The sequence below is a fragment of the Devosia neptuniae genome (assembly GCF_025452235.1).
GTDB lineage: Bacteria > Pseudomonadota > Alphaproteobacteria > Rhizobiales > Devosiaceae > Devosia.
Map to the genome: position 1 here is coordinate 1 of NZ_CP104964.1, position 16654 is coordinate 16654.

Consider the following 16654-nt stretch of genomic DNA (forward strand, 5'->3'; position numbering starts at 1 on the left):
CATAGGCGTTGGGGACGAAATCCCGCAGGGCCTTGCTCCATTCTGAATGTCGCAATGAGCTCGATTTAAGCCGTCCGCGCGGGCAGCAACGGGGTGGAAGTTCGGGAGCCGGCCCAGCCTCAGCAGACATCGATATACTGGCGTCCATAACGATCGCGGTAGACGCATTTGCCCGGCTCGGACGCCTTACCGATGACCGCACCGGATGCACCGCCAACCGCAGCACCGACTGCCGCACCTTCCCAGGAATTGGTCGTCAGCCCTCCGATGATGGCGCCGGATGCCGCGCCAATCGCCGCCCCCCGGCCTGCCGATTGCGAACAACCGGAAACGGCGATGGCAACCGCAGCGATCGCGATGATCTTTTTCATAGTGGCTCCTTTACTAAGCAGTTCGGCTTCTGCGTCGTATTCGACGCTGCGTTTCAGACCTGCTCGGTGGGCTTGGAGCCATTCACTTACATGAGCATTACGCGGCCTGTGCAATTAAGTAGAATCTGCAGGCGTGAGGAACTTTCCATCCCTGATGCCTGCATGAACGTCGCTGGGCGAGACGACGGGAAGCCTTACGACGAAGCGGCTTCCCGAAGGCGAACTCTCCGCGAGAGTGGCTTCACCACCGTGAAAATGTGCAATATCACGCACCATTTTCAGGCCCAGGCCCGAACCGGCGCCATGCGGGTTGACCCGATAGAAGGGCTCGAAAATCTGCTCGTGCCGATCAGGGGGAATACCTGGACCTTCGTCTTGAACGGCAATTGCACCATCCGCCGCCAAGGTTACCTTCAGAGCACCCCGTTTTCCTCCGTGCTGGACGGCATTCTGCACCAAGTTGATTACCAGTCTGTCCAGAGCCTGCGCGTCGCCATGCACCCAGACCGCCGTCTGGGGCTGGTCAAGCTCGATGGAGTATCCCTCGGCAATGGCATAGGGCGCCAGATCAGCAACTACCGTTGAGACTGTAGTTCTGAGATCAAGAAGCTTTTTCTCCATTGGATTCTGTCGGAGGCGTTCGAGGTCAAGGATTTGATTGACGACAACTGTTAAGCGCCGAACCACGGCCCTCAGCTTCTCGTGCGCGATGTCCGCCGGAAAGGCATCGAGCTGAACCTGGAGGATTGCAATGGGGGTCCGCAGCTCATGTGCTGCATTCATGAAAAAGCGCTGAGTAACCTCGAAGCCGGCATCTATACGCTGAAGAGCCTCGTTGACGCCGGCGACGACGGGAAGAATCTCGCGCGGTACCCGGCTATCGGTGAGCCGAGTGCCACGAGCTGCGAAATCAATCCGATCAATCTGCTCGGTCAGATCCCGGACTGATCTGAGGCAAAACCTGATGACCAAAGGAACGCCGATCAGGGTAAGAACGGTCAGCGCTATGCCGGGAACGATGGTTGCAATATGGCCGAACAGCAGGACGGCATGGAACAAGGACAAAAAGCCGCCGCCACCAGATAGGATAGCGAAAGTTCCCACAGGTGTGGTTGTTCGGTCGAAACGAGCGGTGACTTCAGGACTTTCTGGTTGCCCCTCAAACGTGGCGGAAGTCAATCTGTCGGCCATGTCGGCGACCGCCAGCATGGAGGCGGGGGGTACGCCGAGCGTCACCCGCTCGCCGCTTTCAGAAACGGCGACCGCCCAGAGGCCGGGCGTCGAAACAATCAGTTCTTCCAGCTGCGGGCTGGGGGTGATGTCGAGCGTACCGGAGGCGTTGCGCGTGAGTGATTGGCCGACCGCCTCGTTCAAGTGCAAGGAGGCGATCACGCCCAGTGGGGCGCTTTGAAATGCTAGAGCGAACGTAAGAAGCGAGGAGACGACAAGGGCCAAGACCTGAAAGATCAGCAGGCCGATGGTCAGCCGCCAGCGAAGCGACAATTGCCGGGGCCGTATCATGCTGCCGGCCGGATCAGGTAGCCAACACCACGGATATTGTGGATCTCCACGCCAGCATCGATATCGACCAGTTTCTTGCGGAGGCGCGAGACATTGGCCTCGAGCGAGTTGGATTGGATCTCGTCGTCAAATGTGTAGACGGCGTCTTCAAGGAAGGTCTTTGTGACGGTCCGCCCAGGCCGCCGAAGCAGGCTCTCCAAAATCAGTAATTCGCGCCGGGTCAGCTCAACGCGGATGCCGCGGACCAAGGCCTCGCGCGACTGACTGTCATAGCAGAGTTCCGCCAAGACGGTCTGCTGTTCCGACAATTCGCCCCCGCGACGGCGAACGGCTGCAATCCGGGCAAGCAGCTCCTCCACCTCAAAGGGCTTAGGAAGATAGTCGTCTGCGCCCAGATTCAAGCCCTTTATCCGGTCGCCCGACGTGCCAAGCGCGGAGATGACAATAGTGGCGATGGGTCTGGGACTGACGCGCAATGTGGCGATCAACGATACGCCGTCACCATCGGGCAGTTGTCGATCGATCAGGACGATGTCATGAACATTTCTGGCCAGCGCCTCGCGGGCCATGGCCAGCGTCCCGGCATAGTCGACGGCGATGGCGTGTCGCGAGAGTGCGGCACCAAGGGCTTCCGCCATGTCCGGTTCGTCTTCAACCAAGAGCAGTCGCATGGAGTTTCTCCTTCACGCGGGTGCAAGATAAAATGACAAAATCTGGCAGCATGTGCCGCCGGATTGAAGAAGCGTGCCGCCAGGCAAGTGTCAGCGGTTTCTGCCAAGTTACATTGGCGGGCACCCGTTCAATAGCTACCCGCCATCCTGGCCGGCCACGACATACGCCGCGATACGCCGCGAGTTGTAAGTGCAGCCGGGAGCAGCGTCTAGAATTGGAGGTTAAGGCCAGCCTTGACACTGTGATTGGTCAGGTTGTCGGAAAAGCTCACGCCATTGGTAACCGTGCTGACGTCATCGAGGCGCATCTGGTTATATTCGAGGCTCACCGAGAGAGCGTCGCCGAGCTTCTGCTCGACGCCACCGCCAAGAATCCAGCCGCCGGCCCAGCCCGCGTCTTCCGTGCTGCCGGAACCAGATTCCAGATTAGCGAAACCATAGCCGCCGGTGCCAAACACCATGGTCGAGCCCAGAGCTACACCGGCTTTGAGCTTGGCCGCACCCGACCAGTATTGCTCCAGCACGCCGCCACCGCCGGTGGCGTAGGACTCCCCGTTCGAGTAGTTGCCCTGCAGCTCCCCGCCAACGACACCGGGGCCAACCTGCACCCGATAGCCAAACTGGGCGCCGCCAATGAGGGTGGCATCGCGGAAGATGTTGAGGTCGTCATCTTTGGAGAGGCCACCAGTGACACCGACATAAGCACCCGACCATGTGTCGCCGCCATAGGAATTGTAACTTTGGGCATAGGCACCCGATAGACCGACGCTGGCAATGAGAATGGCAAGGGTCGATCGCATGGCCAAGGTTGAGGTTTTCATTCTGCACTCCGCGGTGCCCGATCACGTGATCCGGGCGAACACAACAATCCCGCGCCGAGGCGACATCTCGCCTGACTGCGGATAATGCGGTTCTGCGTCAGTTGACTTACGGCAAAGTTACGCGGAGTACTCAAAAGGCCTTGTCGGCGGCCATAACATCATGCTGTGTACGGCCAAGATCAGAGCCAATCGCCCCCAAAGCTAACTGTTCGCTTGATCTTATTCCGATACTTGCACGCCCCGTTTATGCGTTCAGATCAGCAGCGCGCTCCCATTGCGGCTGGCGCGCGAGCCCACTCCACTGATGGCATCGGAAGCCTCACGCATCGAGAATGCCCGGGGATCGATTTTCTTGCTTCAGATGAGCATAATAATTCCGAGGCTCGGGCCAAAATGCATGCTGAGACGTACCCTCGCAAAGCCAGCCCGATACAAGAAGCCGACGGCCTAGTTGAAGAGTGGTGCGGGGGGCCGGGGTCGATCGGCACTGCTCTCGGAACTGGATTTTAAAGTCTGTCGTGTCTTTCCGCGCCCGCATCTAGGCAATATTGCCTGCGTCGTATCGTTCTTGTGCTTGCTCAATGTACTCGTTACTGCCGATCTACAGGTCCACTTCTGCGATCCGCATACCTGTGATCCGAGGGTAAAATGACATCTCGCGGACAGCGGCCAATCATTGCAATAGGCATCAACAGTACTGTGCGGCGACGTTGCGATAGGGAGCGCGAGAAAGCACTGCAACACTCATTGGCGAGCCGGAGTGATTATTACACGTCCGAGGATGGAATTGCCTTCGGCATAGGAATGGGCTTCGGCAGCGGCCGCAAGTGGAAAGGTTTTGTCTACTATCACCCGGAGATCGCCAGTCGCGGCCGACTTCAGCATCTGGACCACCGTACCATAGACGTCTGGCTTTTCGAATTGCGTTCCCATGAAAACGCCCAGCAGCGACTGATTCGACTGTAGCGCCGGCCAAAGATCAATGCTGAGCGGCGAACCCCCGGCGTTGCCGACGAACACAAGACGTCCCTCCGATCGCAGTGCCGCCAGCGAGCTTTGCAAGGTGGTTCCCACAGGGTCCACGACGAGATCGACGCCACGCCCCTTTGTCAGACGCATGACCGTATCGACGACATCAACCGACCGATGATCGATTGGATGATCAAGGCCAAGCCCGACGAGATAATCGGCCCTCTCGGCTCCAGAAACCGTTGCAAGCACGGTGGCGCCTGCCTGGTGCGCGAGCTGGATGGCGGCGAGCCCGACCCCACCGGCACCTGCCTGGACCAAGACAGTTTCGCCACGCTTCAAACCACCTCGAGCGAAGAGGCAGTGATGAGCAGTCCCGAAAGGGATCGGCAGCGCTGCAGCCGAGGCCATATCGAGTTCTTCCGGCACGAGCCACGTTCGGCTGGCGGGAACCGCACGCAATTCGGCATGCGACCCGGCGAGATCGAAGCTCGTGACCCTTTGGCCGACATGGCGGTTCTTCACGTTCTCTCCGACAGCGATGATTTCGCCCGCGGCAGCATAGCCGACGACGAAGGCCGGATGGGGTGGAGGGGTGGACGAGCGGTTGATCAGGTCACCTCCCTCGATCGCGGCAGCCTCGACGCGGATCAGAACGCCGTCGATTGGGTAGACCGGATCGGGGATATCTGTGTAGCACAGGACGTCTGGAGTGCCAGGGTAATCATAGACCGCTGCTTTCATGGTTCTCTCACTGTGCATCACTTGCTTGATGGCGCGGCTCATCGCCACAGATAGGACGAACATATTTGTGGCACGAGCCAGTCCGTTGGCTGCCAGCAATTTGTCGTTCCTTTTGACGATGCGGTAGCGCCACACTTTGATAAGCAGTGTCGCGAAACAAGGAACGCTGGAATGGATATTGAAGATTTACAGACATTCGTTGCGGTGGCTGATGCCGGGGGTATATCGGCCGCCGCGCGTCGACTCGGGGTCTCCAAGTCAATCGTCAGTCGGCGGTTGGTCCGGGTTGAAGCGGAACTTGGCGTTCAACTGCTTGCCCGAACGACCCGTGGTGCTGCGCTGACAGAAGCGGGCATGACGTTCAGGGACCATGCAGCGCGAGCCAGCGCCGAGATCGATACCGCCAAGGAGGCGATCCTACCTGCCGGTGAGCTACGCGGCCGCCTGAGAGTTGCCATGCCGCTTACCTTCGGCCCGACGCACTTTGCTCCCGTGCTTGCAGAAATGGCGTATCTGTACCCGCAGCTTCACATCCACACTTCCTATAGTGATCGTTTCGTCGATCTGATCGGCGAAGGTTTCGATTGCGCGATCCGCGGGGCTTATCTTCAGGATTCCGATCTGAACGCGAAGCGCGTCGGGCCGATCCACGGCAAGCTCGTCGCCAGCCCGCACTATATCGAAGCAAACGGGTCACCAGGCACGCCGGGCGAACTTGTTACCCATCAAGCCCTGTTGCAGGGAACGGAAGTCTGGCAGTTTATGGATGGCGACAAGATTGTCACGGTCCAGCCGCATGGCAGGTTCAAGGCCGATAGCGCCGCAGCCCTTGTTGCGGCGGCAGCAGCAGGGCTCGGCATTGCCCGTCTCCCCGATTGCATCACACACCAATACGTAGCCTGCGGTACGCTGGTTCCGATCATGACGCGCTATCCGGTACCTTCAGGGGCTGCCTACGTCGTTCGCCCTCCGGGTCATCCGGCGCGGAAGGTTCGGGTGCTCACCGATATGCTGGCAGAATATTTCAGACGAAACACAGATATTTGGGGCCTCGACGGCTAGGGCCGTAACGGTGTTAACCTCGCCGCAAAATGCGACGACGCGACACTCGCCCCGGCGGCAAGCTGTTCAAGCGCCGCCTGCAGGCGCAACTGCTGGCGCCAATGGCCGAATGCCCGTCTGACGGGTAGCAAAGATCATCGGGGCGATCGTTTCCTTCGAGCGAACTTCCGATGCCTTGGCGTTCCTTACGCGATGTTGCTGTCATTCCTCAATCGTGACCACCATAGCGGCGGCTGTCGGTGGCGAATAGGACGGGTAACGTCTTTGAATGGGTTCCTACCCGCCACATGAAGCAGATTATTCCGCCACCGAGGCTGGGGTCATTTCAGTGGATCCGCTGTCCCCAAGGCTTCCTCAAGCGCTCCGCGCCCGCTGCCCGCGAGCCACGAACGGAGGCTGAGCAGCTCCGGGTTGATCTCACGCATGGCATTGAGGTCGACCCACTCTGCGAGTGGGCCGTCTTCCAGGCTCTTTGCCATATGCGCGAGGTCCGCATTTGCTGCGAGAACATCATCAGGAAAGCGTTCATAGGTGATCGGACGTCCGGCAGCTTCAGTGAAGGCGGCCTCAAGCTCACGCCCTGTCACCCGGTCGCTGGCAATCTTCACGGTCTTACCGCCAAAACGGGCCTTGTCGGCAAACACGGCAGCAGCAAACTTGCCGATGTCTTCCACGGCGGTAAGGTGAATCGAGTGAACCGGTCGGATCAGCGACACCAACCGGCCCCGATCCAGGCCGAAGCCCGGCCGCACCAGCATCTCCATGAAGATCATCGGCCGAATGATGGTGGTCATGATGGGAAGTTTGCGGAGGTGCGCTTCGATACGCGGCTTGGCGTCGAAGCGCGGGACACCTGTCAGAACATCCCCGGAACTGGCCCCCGAAGAATATACGAAATGCTCAATACCGGTTTCGGCTGCGATATCCGCAATCGCGAGCCCATGGCGAACTTCGTCTTCAGCAGTCAGGTTGGCCGGCAGAACACTGAATACACCATAGGCATCTTTCATGGCCGAGCGGATGACATCCGTGTCCTCGAAAGAGCCTTCCACAAGCTCAACGCCTGAATTCCGTAACTTCAAAGATGAAGTGTCGGCGGCGTCTAGTACAAGCGCGCGAACGGACAATCCCGCCCTCAGCAATGCTTTCGCGACAGATCCTCCCTGCCGCCCGGTGGCGCCGAAAACCAGAATGGGTCTTTTGTCATTAGTCATTGGATACCCTCGCATGGAATAAGGGTTCTCCATATATACCGATATAAACCCGCCGGAAGACGGCACATTTTTCTGCATCGGGCACAAGTATGGTACCCTTGGACAAACAAATGCATGCCAACGCACCACAAGGATCAGGGGATGGTCGAGCGTTCAGACCTGTTCCATCAAACGGGGTCTGCACTCTGCTGAGCGACAAGTGGACTGTCCCGGTCCTTTGGCGGCTTTCACTCGCGGAGGAAACTCGGCTCCGCTTCTCAACGCTCAAAAAGGAAGTTGACGGTGTCACTCAGCGAATGCTGACGCTCACACTCCGTAACCTTGAGCGCGACGGACTGGTTGCCCGCCACTATTTCCCGGAAGTGCCACCGCGTGTCGAATATGAATTGACCGAAATGGGTATCGGAGCTTTGCGCGCGCTTGAGGTGTTTAACTTCTGGGTCCAAGATAACCTGCACACCATCAGAGAGCACCGCCGCGCTTACGACGACGTGAGATTGTAAGCCTGTATCATTCAGGGCGACCGCCAGAAACAAACTCGGAGAAAGCAGCCTTCGATCAGGCTGTGGACCTCAATGCCGTCGCAAGCGTATCGATAAAGTGTCGCACCTTGCCTTCAAGGTGCCGTCGATGCGGATATAGGGCGACAATGGGCACACAATCACGCGTGGCTTCAGCAAGCACGCGGCGCAACTGTCCAGTGGAAAGATCGTCCTCGACCAAAGAATAGGGAAGGTAGGCGATGCCTCCACCGGCAATTGCGGCAGCCTGCAATGCTGCACCGCTGTCGAGCCTCAACCGACTACGCCCGCGCGCAATGGTGACGCTGCCGTCGCCTTCGCGAAGGCTCCAGCTCTGACGTTCATTGAGGTGCGCGTGGAACAGAAGGTTGTGACTATCGAGTTGGTCGATGCGTTCGGGTATGCCGTGCCGGTCGAAATAGGCGGGGGCTGCGCACAGGACCACCGGCTCCTCGCGCAGGACCCGCATGATCAGGCCGGGATTTGGGCTGGTCACGCCAATCCGGATCGCAAGGTCAAACCCTTGCTCGACCATGCTGACGACCGCGTCAGAGAAGCTAACCTCCACCTGCACGTGGGGCCATCGATCCAGGTAGTTGGCTACCACAGGGAGGACAAACTTCCGTCCGTATGCATCGGGCACCGTCAGCCGCAGCGTGCCCAGCGGTTCCGAAGAGTGTTGCGCAAGGCTCGCCTCCGCATGATCAAGCGCAGCCGCGATGGCCAGACCCTGCTGATAAAGGCTGTGACCTTCATCAGTCAGGGCCATTGAGCGCGTATTGCGGTTCAATAATCGGGTGCCAAACTTGGCCTCCAGCCGCGCGATGGCCTTGCCTGCGGCAGACCGCGACAGGCCCAGCGTACGACCACCCGCCGCAAAGCCATTCGCGTCGACGACAGCCATAAACATCTGAATGTCGTCAACATCGCCCCCATCCATCGATAGCACCGTAGCTTGAGTTTCGGCAGACTGACGCCGTCACTTCGTCAGTAGTTTGTTTCATACTATCAGCGATGGGCGCCGTCACGCGTCCCCAGCTATCGAAAGAACTATTGGATGACCGCACCGAACCGACTTAACCCACCAACACTTCCCAACAGTGAGGCCATCGGCTATTCGCAGATTTCGATCACCACGGGCCGCCTCGCCTTCGTTTCGGGCCAGGTGGCGATCATGGCGGACGGCGGGTTAACCCCTGCGGACATTGTGTCGCAAACAGATTTGATCATCGCAAACCTGACCGAAGCCTTGAAGGCCCTTGAGGCATCGCCCCATGACATCGCGCAGATTCGAATTTACGTCGTTGATATGACCCCGGTCGAGGTGGAGACCGTGATGAGAAAAATGGGCGAATTCCTCTCCGGCGCAAAGCCGAGCCTGACAGGTATTGGCGTAAGCGCTTTGGCATCTCCGGAATTTCTGCTTGAGATTGAGATGGTCGTTCAGCTTGCGGATCGATCTGCAGACTGACCCCATGCCTTGGAGTTTGGCTCGGCTACTCTCAATTCCACGCGCGCGAAGACCTTACGGTCCCAGGCCCTGGTGGTTCCGACGCACAGGATCGCCTACAGCGTGGCGTAGTGCAGCAGGTGAGCGCCGTTGTAGATGACGTGCACGACGATTGCTGGCCATAGCGAGTTGGTTTTTCTGAACAGGTAACCGGTCAGAACACCCACCATGAATGCGTCCAGCAGGATAACGCTGGGACCGTGAACGACTCCAAAAATGGCCGCGCTTCCCACGATTCCCGCCCAGGGACCATATCGATTGAGAGCATTGGCGATAACACCCCGGAACAGGACTTCCTCGCCGAAAGGGGTGAAAAGCGCGCCTGTCACCACCAGCACGATCAGGGATACCGGACCCGCTGTTGCAGCTGCCTGAAAATCGGCCTGGGTATTCGGCTCGGTCACGAACATGAAGTAGATGCCCTCGATAGCAAAGCTCAGGCCAAACGCCAGCAGGCCCAGACCAATGCCGGCTGCCAGCCACTTCTGCTCGACGGCACAGAAACCGAAAGCACGGAAATTTCGTATGCGCACAATCCAGGCTGCCAGCAGAGCCAGGCCGCCGGCCACGCCATTGGCAGCCATGCCAAAGATGCCGCGTATTGCGGCCTGCTCGTCCGGCATTTGGAGCATTGATACGCCGATGACCACGATGAGGGCGAGGTAGACGGCCAGTCCGACCGCGACCTCTAGCCAGCCGGGTCTAATCTCGTTTTCAGAGGAGGTGGCGTGCATTATGTTCTCTTCGAATGGCGGCGTTGAGGCGGCAGCAAAGCCGATGCCATGCGTTCGGGCGCCGAGTTGCCGCTAACCCTGAAGCAGGCCCCTTACGCCTGGATTACGGCGGGCGGTGCGTGATCAGTCGACTGATCTGGTGATTCTCGACCCGTTGGTTCGACGAAGCTCCGATTGCCAGTGTTCGCCTGCCGCATCGTATCCCGCCGGGCTTCCAGGGGAACTGGAACGAGAACGCGACGTCCCGCTAGAACCGGTTCGTGAGTGCCTTCGAGATCGACCTTACGGGCGGCTCACGACCACACCCGAGAAGACTCACAACTCGATCCCTCTCTCCGCAAGAAGCGCGCGGAAAGTGCCGTTGAAGGCTCTGGTCAGGTCGGCCTGGCGGAGTGGGGCAGTTCGCAACGAACCGCTGACGATGACGGAGCCGGCGTTGATTTCCTCGATACCAAGGTTCTGCAAGTCGCCCATGAAGGCGGAGGTGTAGCGCGGATTGGCCTTGAGTGTGGCGCTAGCATCGCGCATCGCGTCCAGAACCTGTTCCGGATCGACGCTCGATGGCACCGAGTAACGGGGACGGAAGACCCCGAAATTGCGCGAACTGTTCTTCAGCGCCTTGATGGTAGAGAACGGTATCGAGTGCAGCGCTCCATCGGCATCGCGCAGGCGCACCGTGCGCAGGGAAATGCCCTCCACCACGCCGCTTCGATCGCCCGTGTTGATGGTGTCCCCTATGGCCAGGGTATCCTCGGCCAGAATGAACACACCGGTGATGACGTCTTGAACCAGTTGCTGGGAGCCAAAGCTGATCGCCAGGCCAAAGACACCGGCACCGGCAAGCAGCGGCGTCACGTCGACGCCGATATTGGCCAGGATCGCGATACCCGCCAGCAGAACCAATAGCATCATCAGGCTGTTACGCAGCAGCGGCAGAAGCGTTTGTGCCCGGTTGGAGCGTTGGCGTGGCCGCCCGAACGCGTCGGTGGGGGTGAGGGCGCTGGCGATCCAGGCATCCAGCGCCACCCAGATGAGCCAGGTGATCACGGCACATATGGCTGCGGCGGCCAGCGGTTGGCTCAGCTGGCGGCCATCCGCTTGCAACCAGCTCCAGAGGTCAAAGCCCCATATGCGGGCGATGACGACGATAGCAAAAAGAGCGATCGCTATGTCGGTCGCCAATCGCGTGACACGGAGCATACCGGCAATCAGTGCGTGCCGCACCGCGCCATGCAGCCTGCGCCGGCGGTTGAGTACGCCATCGTAGAGGCGATGTAGAAGGGCAACGGCGACCAGGCCGACAAGCACGGTGCCGAACGACCAGAAGACCTGGGTGAAGACGTCGTTATCGCGCTGTCCGGCAAACAGGCTGACGGCACTCAAGCCGATGAAGGCGTAAGCCAGCAGGTGCCAGTACCTGGCAAGGCGGCGCGTGGCATTTCGAATGGCATTTTTTGACCTGGGACTGTGCGCGGCGCGACCAAAAATCAAACGGCCAATGACCATGCGATGCCGGATGACCAGCGCCAGGGTTATGGCGGCGGCCGACATGTTCAGCGTAAAGGATGCGATATCGGCCGCGGACCAGCCGACGACGCGGCGCAGTTCGGCATCGCGCAGGAGCGCAGCGAAGGTCGACAGCATCCCGATCGGCAGCGCCCATTTGAAGAGGCGCCTTTGGGCAAAGTGGACGACGCGGACGCCGCGCATCCCGCCAAGTGCCGACAGTCCTGCCATCGCCAGATCGGTCATCAGGATGGACAGTAGGAGGCCGGCCGACAGGGTCAGAAATATCCGCGTGCCCAGATCCTGCGGAAGCATCAGGGACAATATCAGTGCGGCTAGGAGGAAGAATGCGACGTTGGCGATAATCTTGAGGCTCACTCCGACTGCCAGCAGGCGTTTGCGCACAGGCTGGGTTGGGGCAGTAAGACCACGTCCGACCCGGCGCAGAAAAAGACCGCCAGCAACGACGATCATGAAGCCGGGAAGGGCCCACATGAAAAAGCGCGTCAGTTCGCCACTTGCCACCCCGGCTTCTATTCGCGTCGCCAGTTGGGTCTGTGCCTGCTGCGCTTTCTGATCGATCGGGATGCCGAACGTGGTGGTCGGCAATTGCTCGACAATAGTCGTGGACCATTCCGACAGTACATCGATGAGCCCGGGAGCGGCGATGTCTTCTCCTGGCTGGGGCTCTGTGGTCGGAGTCTCGTCCTCACCGCTCTGATTGCTGGCGGCCGGTGGCGTGGCCGACATCTTGCGCAACTGCTCCAAGAGGTCCGTACGGACAGCGTCGTCCTCGAGCACGAGAATGAGGCGATCGATGGCCTCGGTGCGGGGATCGCGCGCGGGTGCGTCCTGCCCATTGGCAATCGAGGCCGAAAGCATGACCAGCAGCGCTGTTGCGATTGTCGCCAAGATTTTCAAAGCGTAGTCCTGGTTTGTGGTAGGTCGATTGCGCAAGGGATGTCGAGTGGCTGCGACATCCCTTCACTTTTGCAGCGCCCCGGTGCGTTGGCTACGGTGCATACCGGAATTGGAGGTCGCTTCGCCGCTCAAGTGTTCTGATTGAGGAAGCACCGTCAGAAGCTCAAGATGTGACACAGATGAGCGTTATTTTTGAGCTCCATTACGGCATGATGGAGTAGTTGAGGTGCAGGTGATGGGAAACCAGGTGCAGCACCACGGTCGAGATCGGCAGGGGGTTTGCAGAACAGAAGGCCGGCTTGAATGCCGGTCGCGACCGCGTTCTGCATCGACGCCGCCTTGTCGGATTTCTCGTATGCGGCAACGGCGCCTGCGCTGAGCCGATAAAAAAGGTTGTGACCAGATCCACATCGCCTTGCTCCATTTTCCGGATGGGTGGTTGGCGGTATTTTGGGGCCGATCAGCAGACGTCTATGTACTGGCGGCCATGGCGGTCGCGGTAGACGCATTTGCCCGGTTCGGTCGCCTTGCCGATGACGGCTCCGGATGCGCCGCCTACGGCCGCGCCGATTGCGGCCCCTTCCCAGGAATTGGTGGTCAATCCGCCGATGAGAGCGCCGGACGCAGCACCGATCGCTGCGCCTCCGCCCGCAGACTGCGAACAACCGGCAAGGGCGACGGCTACCGCTGCGATCGCGATGATCTTCTTCATGATGGTTCCTTTCGTAAGCAGGTTCTGGGATCAGTGTCGCAATCGACACCGCCGAGTCCGAGCCTGATCAAGAGGCTGTGGAGCCATTCGCTTACGGGGGACTTACGGCGAGCGGACAATCACACCAAACGCGGGGGCGTCAGGAACCGTCCATCCCATATGCGGTCGATGCTGGGCGGCCGCAGCCATCGGAGGAGGCGAAAGCGTCAGATTCGCATAAAATGCGGTCTGAAATGGCAACTACCGACCTCATTGCGGTCACAGGTGTAGGTGGTGGGTCGTCCTAAGACCGGACGTTGCAACGTATTGCTGCTGTCACGTTTGTGACCTATCATCGAGTTCATGTTCATGTTCATGTTCGCGAACATTGCTGCGCTGGTTGTTCCGGCCACCTTTCTTGGTGGCGCCGGTCGTCGAGGTATTGGCGTCTTCCGCTAGACGCGGAGCTCGGCAGGTGCCGTCTCCCCATGCTGGAGACGTAAAGCCCAGAGCACACCTCCGATAAACCGATTGCGAGAGAGCAAATGCTTTCCCTTTACGATGCCAACGGGCTCGTCCACTGGACAGAGCGCGACATTCGCGTGCGCGAAAGCGCCATCACCCATCTTTCTACCGAGGTCTCGACTGCACTCAGGGCAACCAACTCTGCTTGGGATATTCGGCGAGTAGAGGCACCTTTGCTGTTACCTCGTGCGATGGTTTCTGAAGCCTATACGGCTGAGGATATCTTCGTTCAGCAACGCCTGACAGAGCATGACCATGATTTGGTACTACGGCCCGAAACCACGCCGTCCACCTATGTCTACATGAGCCATTTGTTGGCCTCACACACTAAGGTTCGGTTGCCGCTCTGTGTCTGGCAGGCGGGCAAATCGTTTCGCCGTGAACAAGATCAGGCGACGAAACATGTGAGGCTCAAGGAATTTTGGCAGATAGAATTCCAGTGCGCCTATGCCGCCGATACTGCCAATGATTATCACAGCGCAATTCTCGAACCAGTGCGGCGCATGCTTGCCGCCATCACGCGGCTTCCAACGCGCATTGTCCCCTCTGATCGGCTACCAGCCTATTCAGAGATCACCATGGATGTGGAAGTGGACAATGGCGACAAGTGGATGGAAGTCGCTTCCATTTCGCGCCGAACGGACTTCCCGGGGACCGTAACTGTGGTCGGTAAATCAGGCACGCGCCAGATCGAGGTCAAGGTACTCGAAATCGCCATTGGTCTAGATCGATGTGTCTACAACTGGTCGATCGCAGACGAACGCGAGCCGGCCTGAACTAATAGGGAGGGGTGTACGCACCCCTCTCTTATCCTATCCAGCGGAGATGCGTCCCGGCGGGGCGATGGCGGATGTCAGCTATCTCCTATGCGTTTCCAAAAGCTGTCATTCTGCTTACCACCCCAATCTGGTTGCGCATCTGAGTGGACTCTGCTCCCAAACGGGGGTTCGTTGCCTGTCAGTCGAGCGGGCTACGCGATCAGAGCGGTTAACCGCTGGGCGCGCACCCGCCTCACGAAATCGCTGCAGGGTGTCGATCACGAGCTTCTCCGGCAGAAGCGCTCACCAGCCTGCGGACATGCTAGCGGACGAAGGTGTCTCGGTCGCCGGCCGGCGTGGGGATCTCGATGTCCAGCCGACGGCAAGTCGTGCGGATGTTGGTGGCTAAAAGGTCCGCGAAGTCCTTAAGGTATTCCGCAGCGATGTCTTCGATTTTCTCGTTAAGACGCCGAATTGTGGCGGGAACGATGTCGCCAGCCAATCGACGCCGCCCGGCTCTTGAGGAAAAACCTAGGGCGGCCAGAAAATCGTCCACAGCGTCCCAGCTCAACGCGTTGAGAAGTTCAGCATTTCCGATGCGGTAAGCAAACTCGTCGGTGGTGCCGCGGTCAAGCATGGTGGGCATGACATCGTAACGGGGGGTGCTATGTATTCGGTTTCCCGGAAGATGAAAGATTGAGAAATTCTTGGCGTGACCGTCGACATTTCCGATGAGGAGATCGAAGAAGGTCTCTTCGACGAAGAGACGCTTTTCTACGGCCGGGTCAATCGTTTGGTCGAGCAGTTGACCAACGGCGACCGCATCGAAGCGCCGTCCTTCGGTGCCCCTTCGTTCGTATTTTTGTCGGGCAGGGAGCCCAAGGGCTTGGCAGAAGTCTTCCTGATGGCGGCGAATGATCCTGCCGTCTTGATCGATTTTCCGGTCAAATCGCTCTACAGCCAGAACGGAAATACCGCCTATTTCCACAACGCTTGTGGATGCGGTCGGGAAGCCAAATGAGCGAGAAAGCTCCATTGCGGCGTGCTCGTGCAGCGCGTCGCGCCGGTGTCGGTCATCGGGCACTTTCAATATATGCGTCGTTGGCGCGCCAGACCCTTCACGCGGCTCAGCGAAGCGTCCGTCGGGAAGGCGGGTAACCGCGATCTTGCTTTGGACGCCTGCGAGGGGCGAGGGATCCTGCACGTCCGCGGGTAGGGCACGTCTCTCGTGCAACGACTGGATGATCGCGATAAGACGATCATCGGCCAGAGGCACATAGTCCGCCAATAGATCGCCTGGCACCTTTGTGGCCGGCGCTCCCTCCGGTAAGACCGATATTGCGCCCGAACAGTCCTTGCCGAGGTGAAGCAATATGCCTGCGATGTCATCGTTGGCGATGTCATACTTGGCGATTATGTCGGCTCTGGCCGTATCGCGCTCCTGCAAGAGATTGTCGAAGTAGGCGCGAGTAGGTGGGTCGCCGTAACCGGTTTCGCTAAGCGGAAGAGACATTGATATCGCCATAGCGTCCGGCCGCGCCAAATAGTCGGGGCGATATGCAAACGCGACCCCGCCGCGGTCGTCCCCAAACAGGTGACCGATCGGCTGGTCGAAACCATCAAGTCGGACGTCCAACGTTATGGGCATCAACGATCCTTCACGATGAGGTCGATACCCAGGGCGTTCAGCACCTTTAGGACTTTGCCGATTTCCGCAGTTGGCTTGCCGGATTCGAGCTCCGACACAAACCGCCGACCCACACCTGCTAGATCGGCAAACTCCTGTTGGGTGAGCTTTTTTGCCTTTCGACGGGTCATCACGAATTCGCCAAGCTGGTCTAGAGAGCGGATCTCACGGGATACGGTCAGCTTTGCTGACAATGTCCCCTCTCCGCTAATGGCCCCCTTTAGGTACTGGTTTGTCTTTTTAGCCGCCAACTCTAGGGCAGATACAGCGTCCTTCGTATCACTGGGCTTCATCATCATTATGCTCCCGTACGGTAGCTGGTACCACATCTTGCGGGTTCATGCTACTAGTTGCTCCCGTACGGTAGCTTTGTACCAGCGGTCCCGCAATTTGCACCCGTACGGTAGCGTTATCCGAAACAGAGCATT

The 16654-nt window shown here is 59.0% G+C and carries 16 protein-coding genes; 4 read left to right on the plus strand and 12 right to left on the minus strand.

Annotation, left to right across the window (positions count from 1 at the left end; translation table 11 throughout):
* Positions 1–119 precede the first annotated feature (119 nt).
* The 5 genes from N8A98_RS00005 to N8A98_RS00025 form a co-directional block, all read right to left on the minus strand.
* Positions 120–371, minus strand: a complete 252-nt coding sequence (locus tag N8A98_RS00005) for a YMGG-like glycine zipper-containing protein (RefSeq protein ID WP_262165507.1) — start codon at positions 369–371, stop codon at positions 120–122.
* A 114-nt stretch (positions 372–485) separates the two neighbouring features.
* The gene (locus N8A98_RS00010) at positions 486–1874 is read right to left on the minus strand and encodes a sensor histidine kinase (RefSeq protein ID WP_262165508.1); all 1389 of its coding nucleotides are present in this window, start codon (positions 1872–1874) and stop codon (positions 486–488) included.
* Positions 1875–1888: 14 nt separating this feature from the next.
* Positions 1889–2563: a response regulator transcription factor gene (locus N8A98_RS00015; protein ID WP_262165510.1), complete on the minus strand. Its 675-nt coding sequence runs from the start codon at positions 2561–2563 to the stop codon at positions 1889–1891.
* 209 nt (positions 2564–2772) lie between these two features.
* Positions 2773–3384 (minus strand): outer membrane protein, encoded by a 612-nt coding sequence (locus tag N8A98_RS00020; RefSeq protein WP_262165511.1) that lies wholly within the window; start codon positions 3382–3384, stop codon positions 2773–2775.
* Between the two features lie 744 nt (positions 3385–4128).
* Positions 4129–5097, minus strand: a complete 969-nt coding sequence (locus N8A98_RS00025) for a quinone oxidoreductase family protein (protein ID WP_262165895.1) — start codon at positions 5095–5097, stop codon at positions 4129–4131.
* A gap of 171 nt (positions 5098–5268) precedes the next feature.
* Between N8A98_RS00025 and N8A98_RS00030 the strand changes: the two genes are divergently transcribed.
* A complete protein-coding gene (locus tag N8A98_RS00030) occupies positions 5269–6159 on the plus strand; it encodes a LysR family transcriptional regulator (RefSeq protein ID WP_262165513.1) in 891 nt (296 codons plus the stop codon).
* Between the two features lie 320 nt (positions 6160–6479).
* Here N8A98_RS00030 and N8A98_RS00035 read toward each other — a convergent pair whose 3' ends face one another.
* Complete coding sequence (locus N8A98_RS00035) at positions 6480–7373, minus strand: NmrA/HSCARG family protein (RefSeq protein WP_262165515.1); 894 nt, start codon at positions 7371–7373, stop codon at positions 6480–6482.
* 110 nt (positions 7374–7483) lie between these two features.
* Between N8A98_RS00035 and N8A98_RS00040 the strand changes: the two genes are divergently transcribed.
* Positions 7484–7876 (plus strand): winged helix-turn-helix transcriptional regulator, encoded by a 393-nt coding sequence (locus N8A98_RS00040; protein ID WP_262165517.1) that lies wholly within the window; start codon positions 7484–7486, stop codon positions 7874–7876.
* A 55-nt stretch (positions 7877–7931) separates the two neighbouring features.
* Here the strand turns inward: N8A98_RS00040 and N8A98_RS00045 are convergent, their stop codons facing one another.
* On the minus strand, positions 7932–8834 hold the full coding sequence (locus N8A98_RS00045; protein WP_262165518.1) for a LysR family transcriptional regulator: 903 nt from the start codon (positions 8832–8834) through the stop codon (positions 7932–7934).
* 117 nt (positions 8835–8951) lie between these two features.
* On the opposite strand from N8A98_RS00045, the gene N8A98_RS00050 reads away from it, so the two are divergent.
* Positions 8952–9365, plus strand: coding sequence for a RidA family protein (locus tag N8A98_RS00050; RefSeq protein ID WP_262165520.1), 414 nt, complete (start codon positions 8952–8954; stop codon positions 9363–9365).
* 95 nt (positions 9366–9460) lie between these two features.
* On the opposite strand, the gene N8A98_RS00055 is transcribed toward N8A98_RS00050, so the two are convergent.
* The 3 genes from N8A98_RS00055 to N8A98_RS00065 all read right to left on the minus strand — a co-directional run bounded on the left by N8A98_RS00055 (position 9461) and on the right by N8A98_RS00065 (position 13277).
* The gene (locus N8A98_RS00055) at positions 9461–10138 is read right to left on the minus strand and encodes a CPBP family intramembrane glutamic endopeptidase (protein ID WP_262165521.1); all 678 of its coding nucleotides are present in this window, start codon (positions 10136–10138) and stop codon (positions 9461–9463) included.
* Positions 10139–10453: 315 nt separating this feature from the next.
* Positions 10454–12565 (minus strand): mechanosensitive ion channel domain-containing protein, encoded by a 2112-nt coding sequence (locus N8A98_RS00060; protein ID WP_262165523.1) that lies wholly within the window; start codon positions 12563–12565, stop codon positions 10454–10456.
* A gap of 460 nt (positions 12566–13025) precedes the next feature.
* A complete protein-coding gene (locus tag N8A98_RS00065; protein WP_113122743.1) occupies positions 13026–13277 on the minus strand; it encodes a YMGG-like glycine zipper-containing protein in 252 nt (83 codons plus the stop codon).
* A 524-nt stretch (positions 13278–13801) separates the two neighbouring features.
* On the opposite strand from N8A98_RS00065, the gene N8A98_RS00070 reads away from it, so the two are divergent.
* Entirely contained in the window at positions 13802–14557 is a 756-nt protein-coding gene (locus tag N8A98_RS00070) for an aminoacyl--tRNA ligase-related protein (RefSeq protein ID WP_262165526.1), read from the plus strand.
* Between the two features lie 304 nt (positions 14558–14861).
* On the opposite strand, the gene N8A98_RS00075 is transcribed toward N8A98_RS00070, so the two are convergent.
* Together N8A98_RS00075 and N8A98_RS00080 are read right to left on the minus strand one after the other, a co-directional pair.
* On the minus strand, positions 14862–16187 hold the full coding sequence (locus tag N8A98_RS00075) for a HipA domain-containing protein (protein WP_262165527.1): 1326 nt from the start codon (positions 16185–16187) through the stop codon (positions 14862–14864).
* Positions 16187–16525, minus strand: a complete 339-nt coding sequence (locus tag N8A98_RS00080; protein ID WP_262165529.1) for a helix-turn-helix transcriptional regulator — start codon at positions 16523–16525, stop codon at positions 16187–16189. The genes N8A98_RS00075 and N8A98_RS00080 overlap by 1 nt, the downstream gene beginning before the upstream one ends.
* Positions 16526–16654: the final 129 nt, after the last annotated feature.

What these genes read in the sequence shown, in the direction of transcription:
- N8A98_RS00005 (WP_262165507.1), bottom strand. Translation starts at nt 371, where the DNA reads ATGAAAAAGATCATCGCGATCGCTGCGGTTGCCATCGCCGTTTCCGGT.
- N8A98_RS00015 (WP_262165510.1), bottom strand. Translation starts at nt 2,563, where the DNA reads ATGCGACTGCTCTTGGTTGAAGACGAACCGGACATGGCGGAAGCCCTT.
- N8A98_RS00020 (WP_262165511.1), bottom strand. Translation starts at nt 3,384, where the DNA reads ATGAAAACCTCAACCTTGGCCATGCGATCGACCCTTGCCATTCTCATT.
- N8A98_RS00025 (WP_262165895.1), bottom strand. Translation starts at nt 5,097, where the DNA reads ATGAAAGCAGCGGTCTATGATTACCCTGGCACTCCAGACGTCCTGTGC.
- N8A98_RS00030 (WP_262165513.1), top strand. Translation starts at nt 5,269, where the DNA reads ATGGATATTGAAGATTTACAGACATTCGTTGCGGTGGCTGATGCCGGG.
- N8A98_RS00035 (WP_262165515.1), bottom strand. Translation starts at nt 7,373, where the DNA reads ATGACTAATGACAAAAGACCCATTCTGGTTTTCGGCGCCACCGGGCGG.
- N8A98_RS00040 (WP_262165517.1), top strand. Translation starts at nt 7,484, where the DNA reads ATGCATGCCAACGCACCACAAGGATCAGGGGATGGTCGAGCGTTCAGA.
- N8A98_RS00045 (WP_262165518.1), bottom strand. Translation starts at nt 8,834, where the DNA reads ATGGATGGGGGCGATGTTGACGACATTCAGATGTTTATGGCTGTCGTC.
- N8A98_RS00050 (WP_262165520.1), top strand. Translation starts at nt 8,952, where the DNA reads ATGACCGCACCGAACCGACTTAACCCACCAACACTTCCCAACAGTGAG.
- N8A98_RS00055 (WP_262165521.1), bottom strand. Translation starts at nt 10,138, where the DNA reads ATGCACGCCACCTCCTCTGAAAACGAGATTAGACCCGGCTGGCTAGAG.
- N8A98_RS00065 (WP_113122743.1), bottom strand. Translation starts at nt 13,277, where the DNA reads ATGAAGAAGATCATCGCGATCGCAGCGGTAGCCGTCGCCCTTGCCGGT.
- N8A98_RS00070 (WP_262165526.1), top strand. Translation starts at nt 13,802, where the DNA reads ATGCTTTCCCTTTACGATGCCAACGGGCTCGTCCACTGGACAGAGCGC.
- N8A98_RS00075 (WP_262165527.1), bottom strand. Translation starts at nt 16,187, where the DNA reads ATGCCCATAACGTTGGACGTCCGACTTGATGGTTTCGACCAGCCGATC.
- N8A98_RS00080 (WP_262165529.1), bottom strand. Translation starts at nt 16,525, where the DNA reads ATGATGATGAAGCCCAGTGATACGAAGGACGCTGTATCTGCCCTAGAG.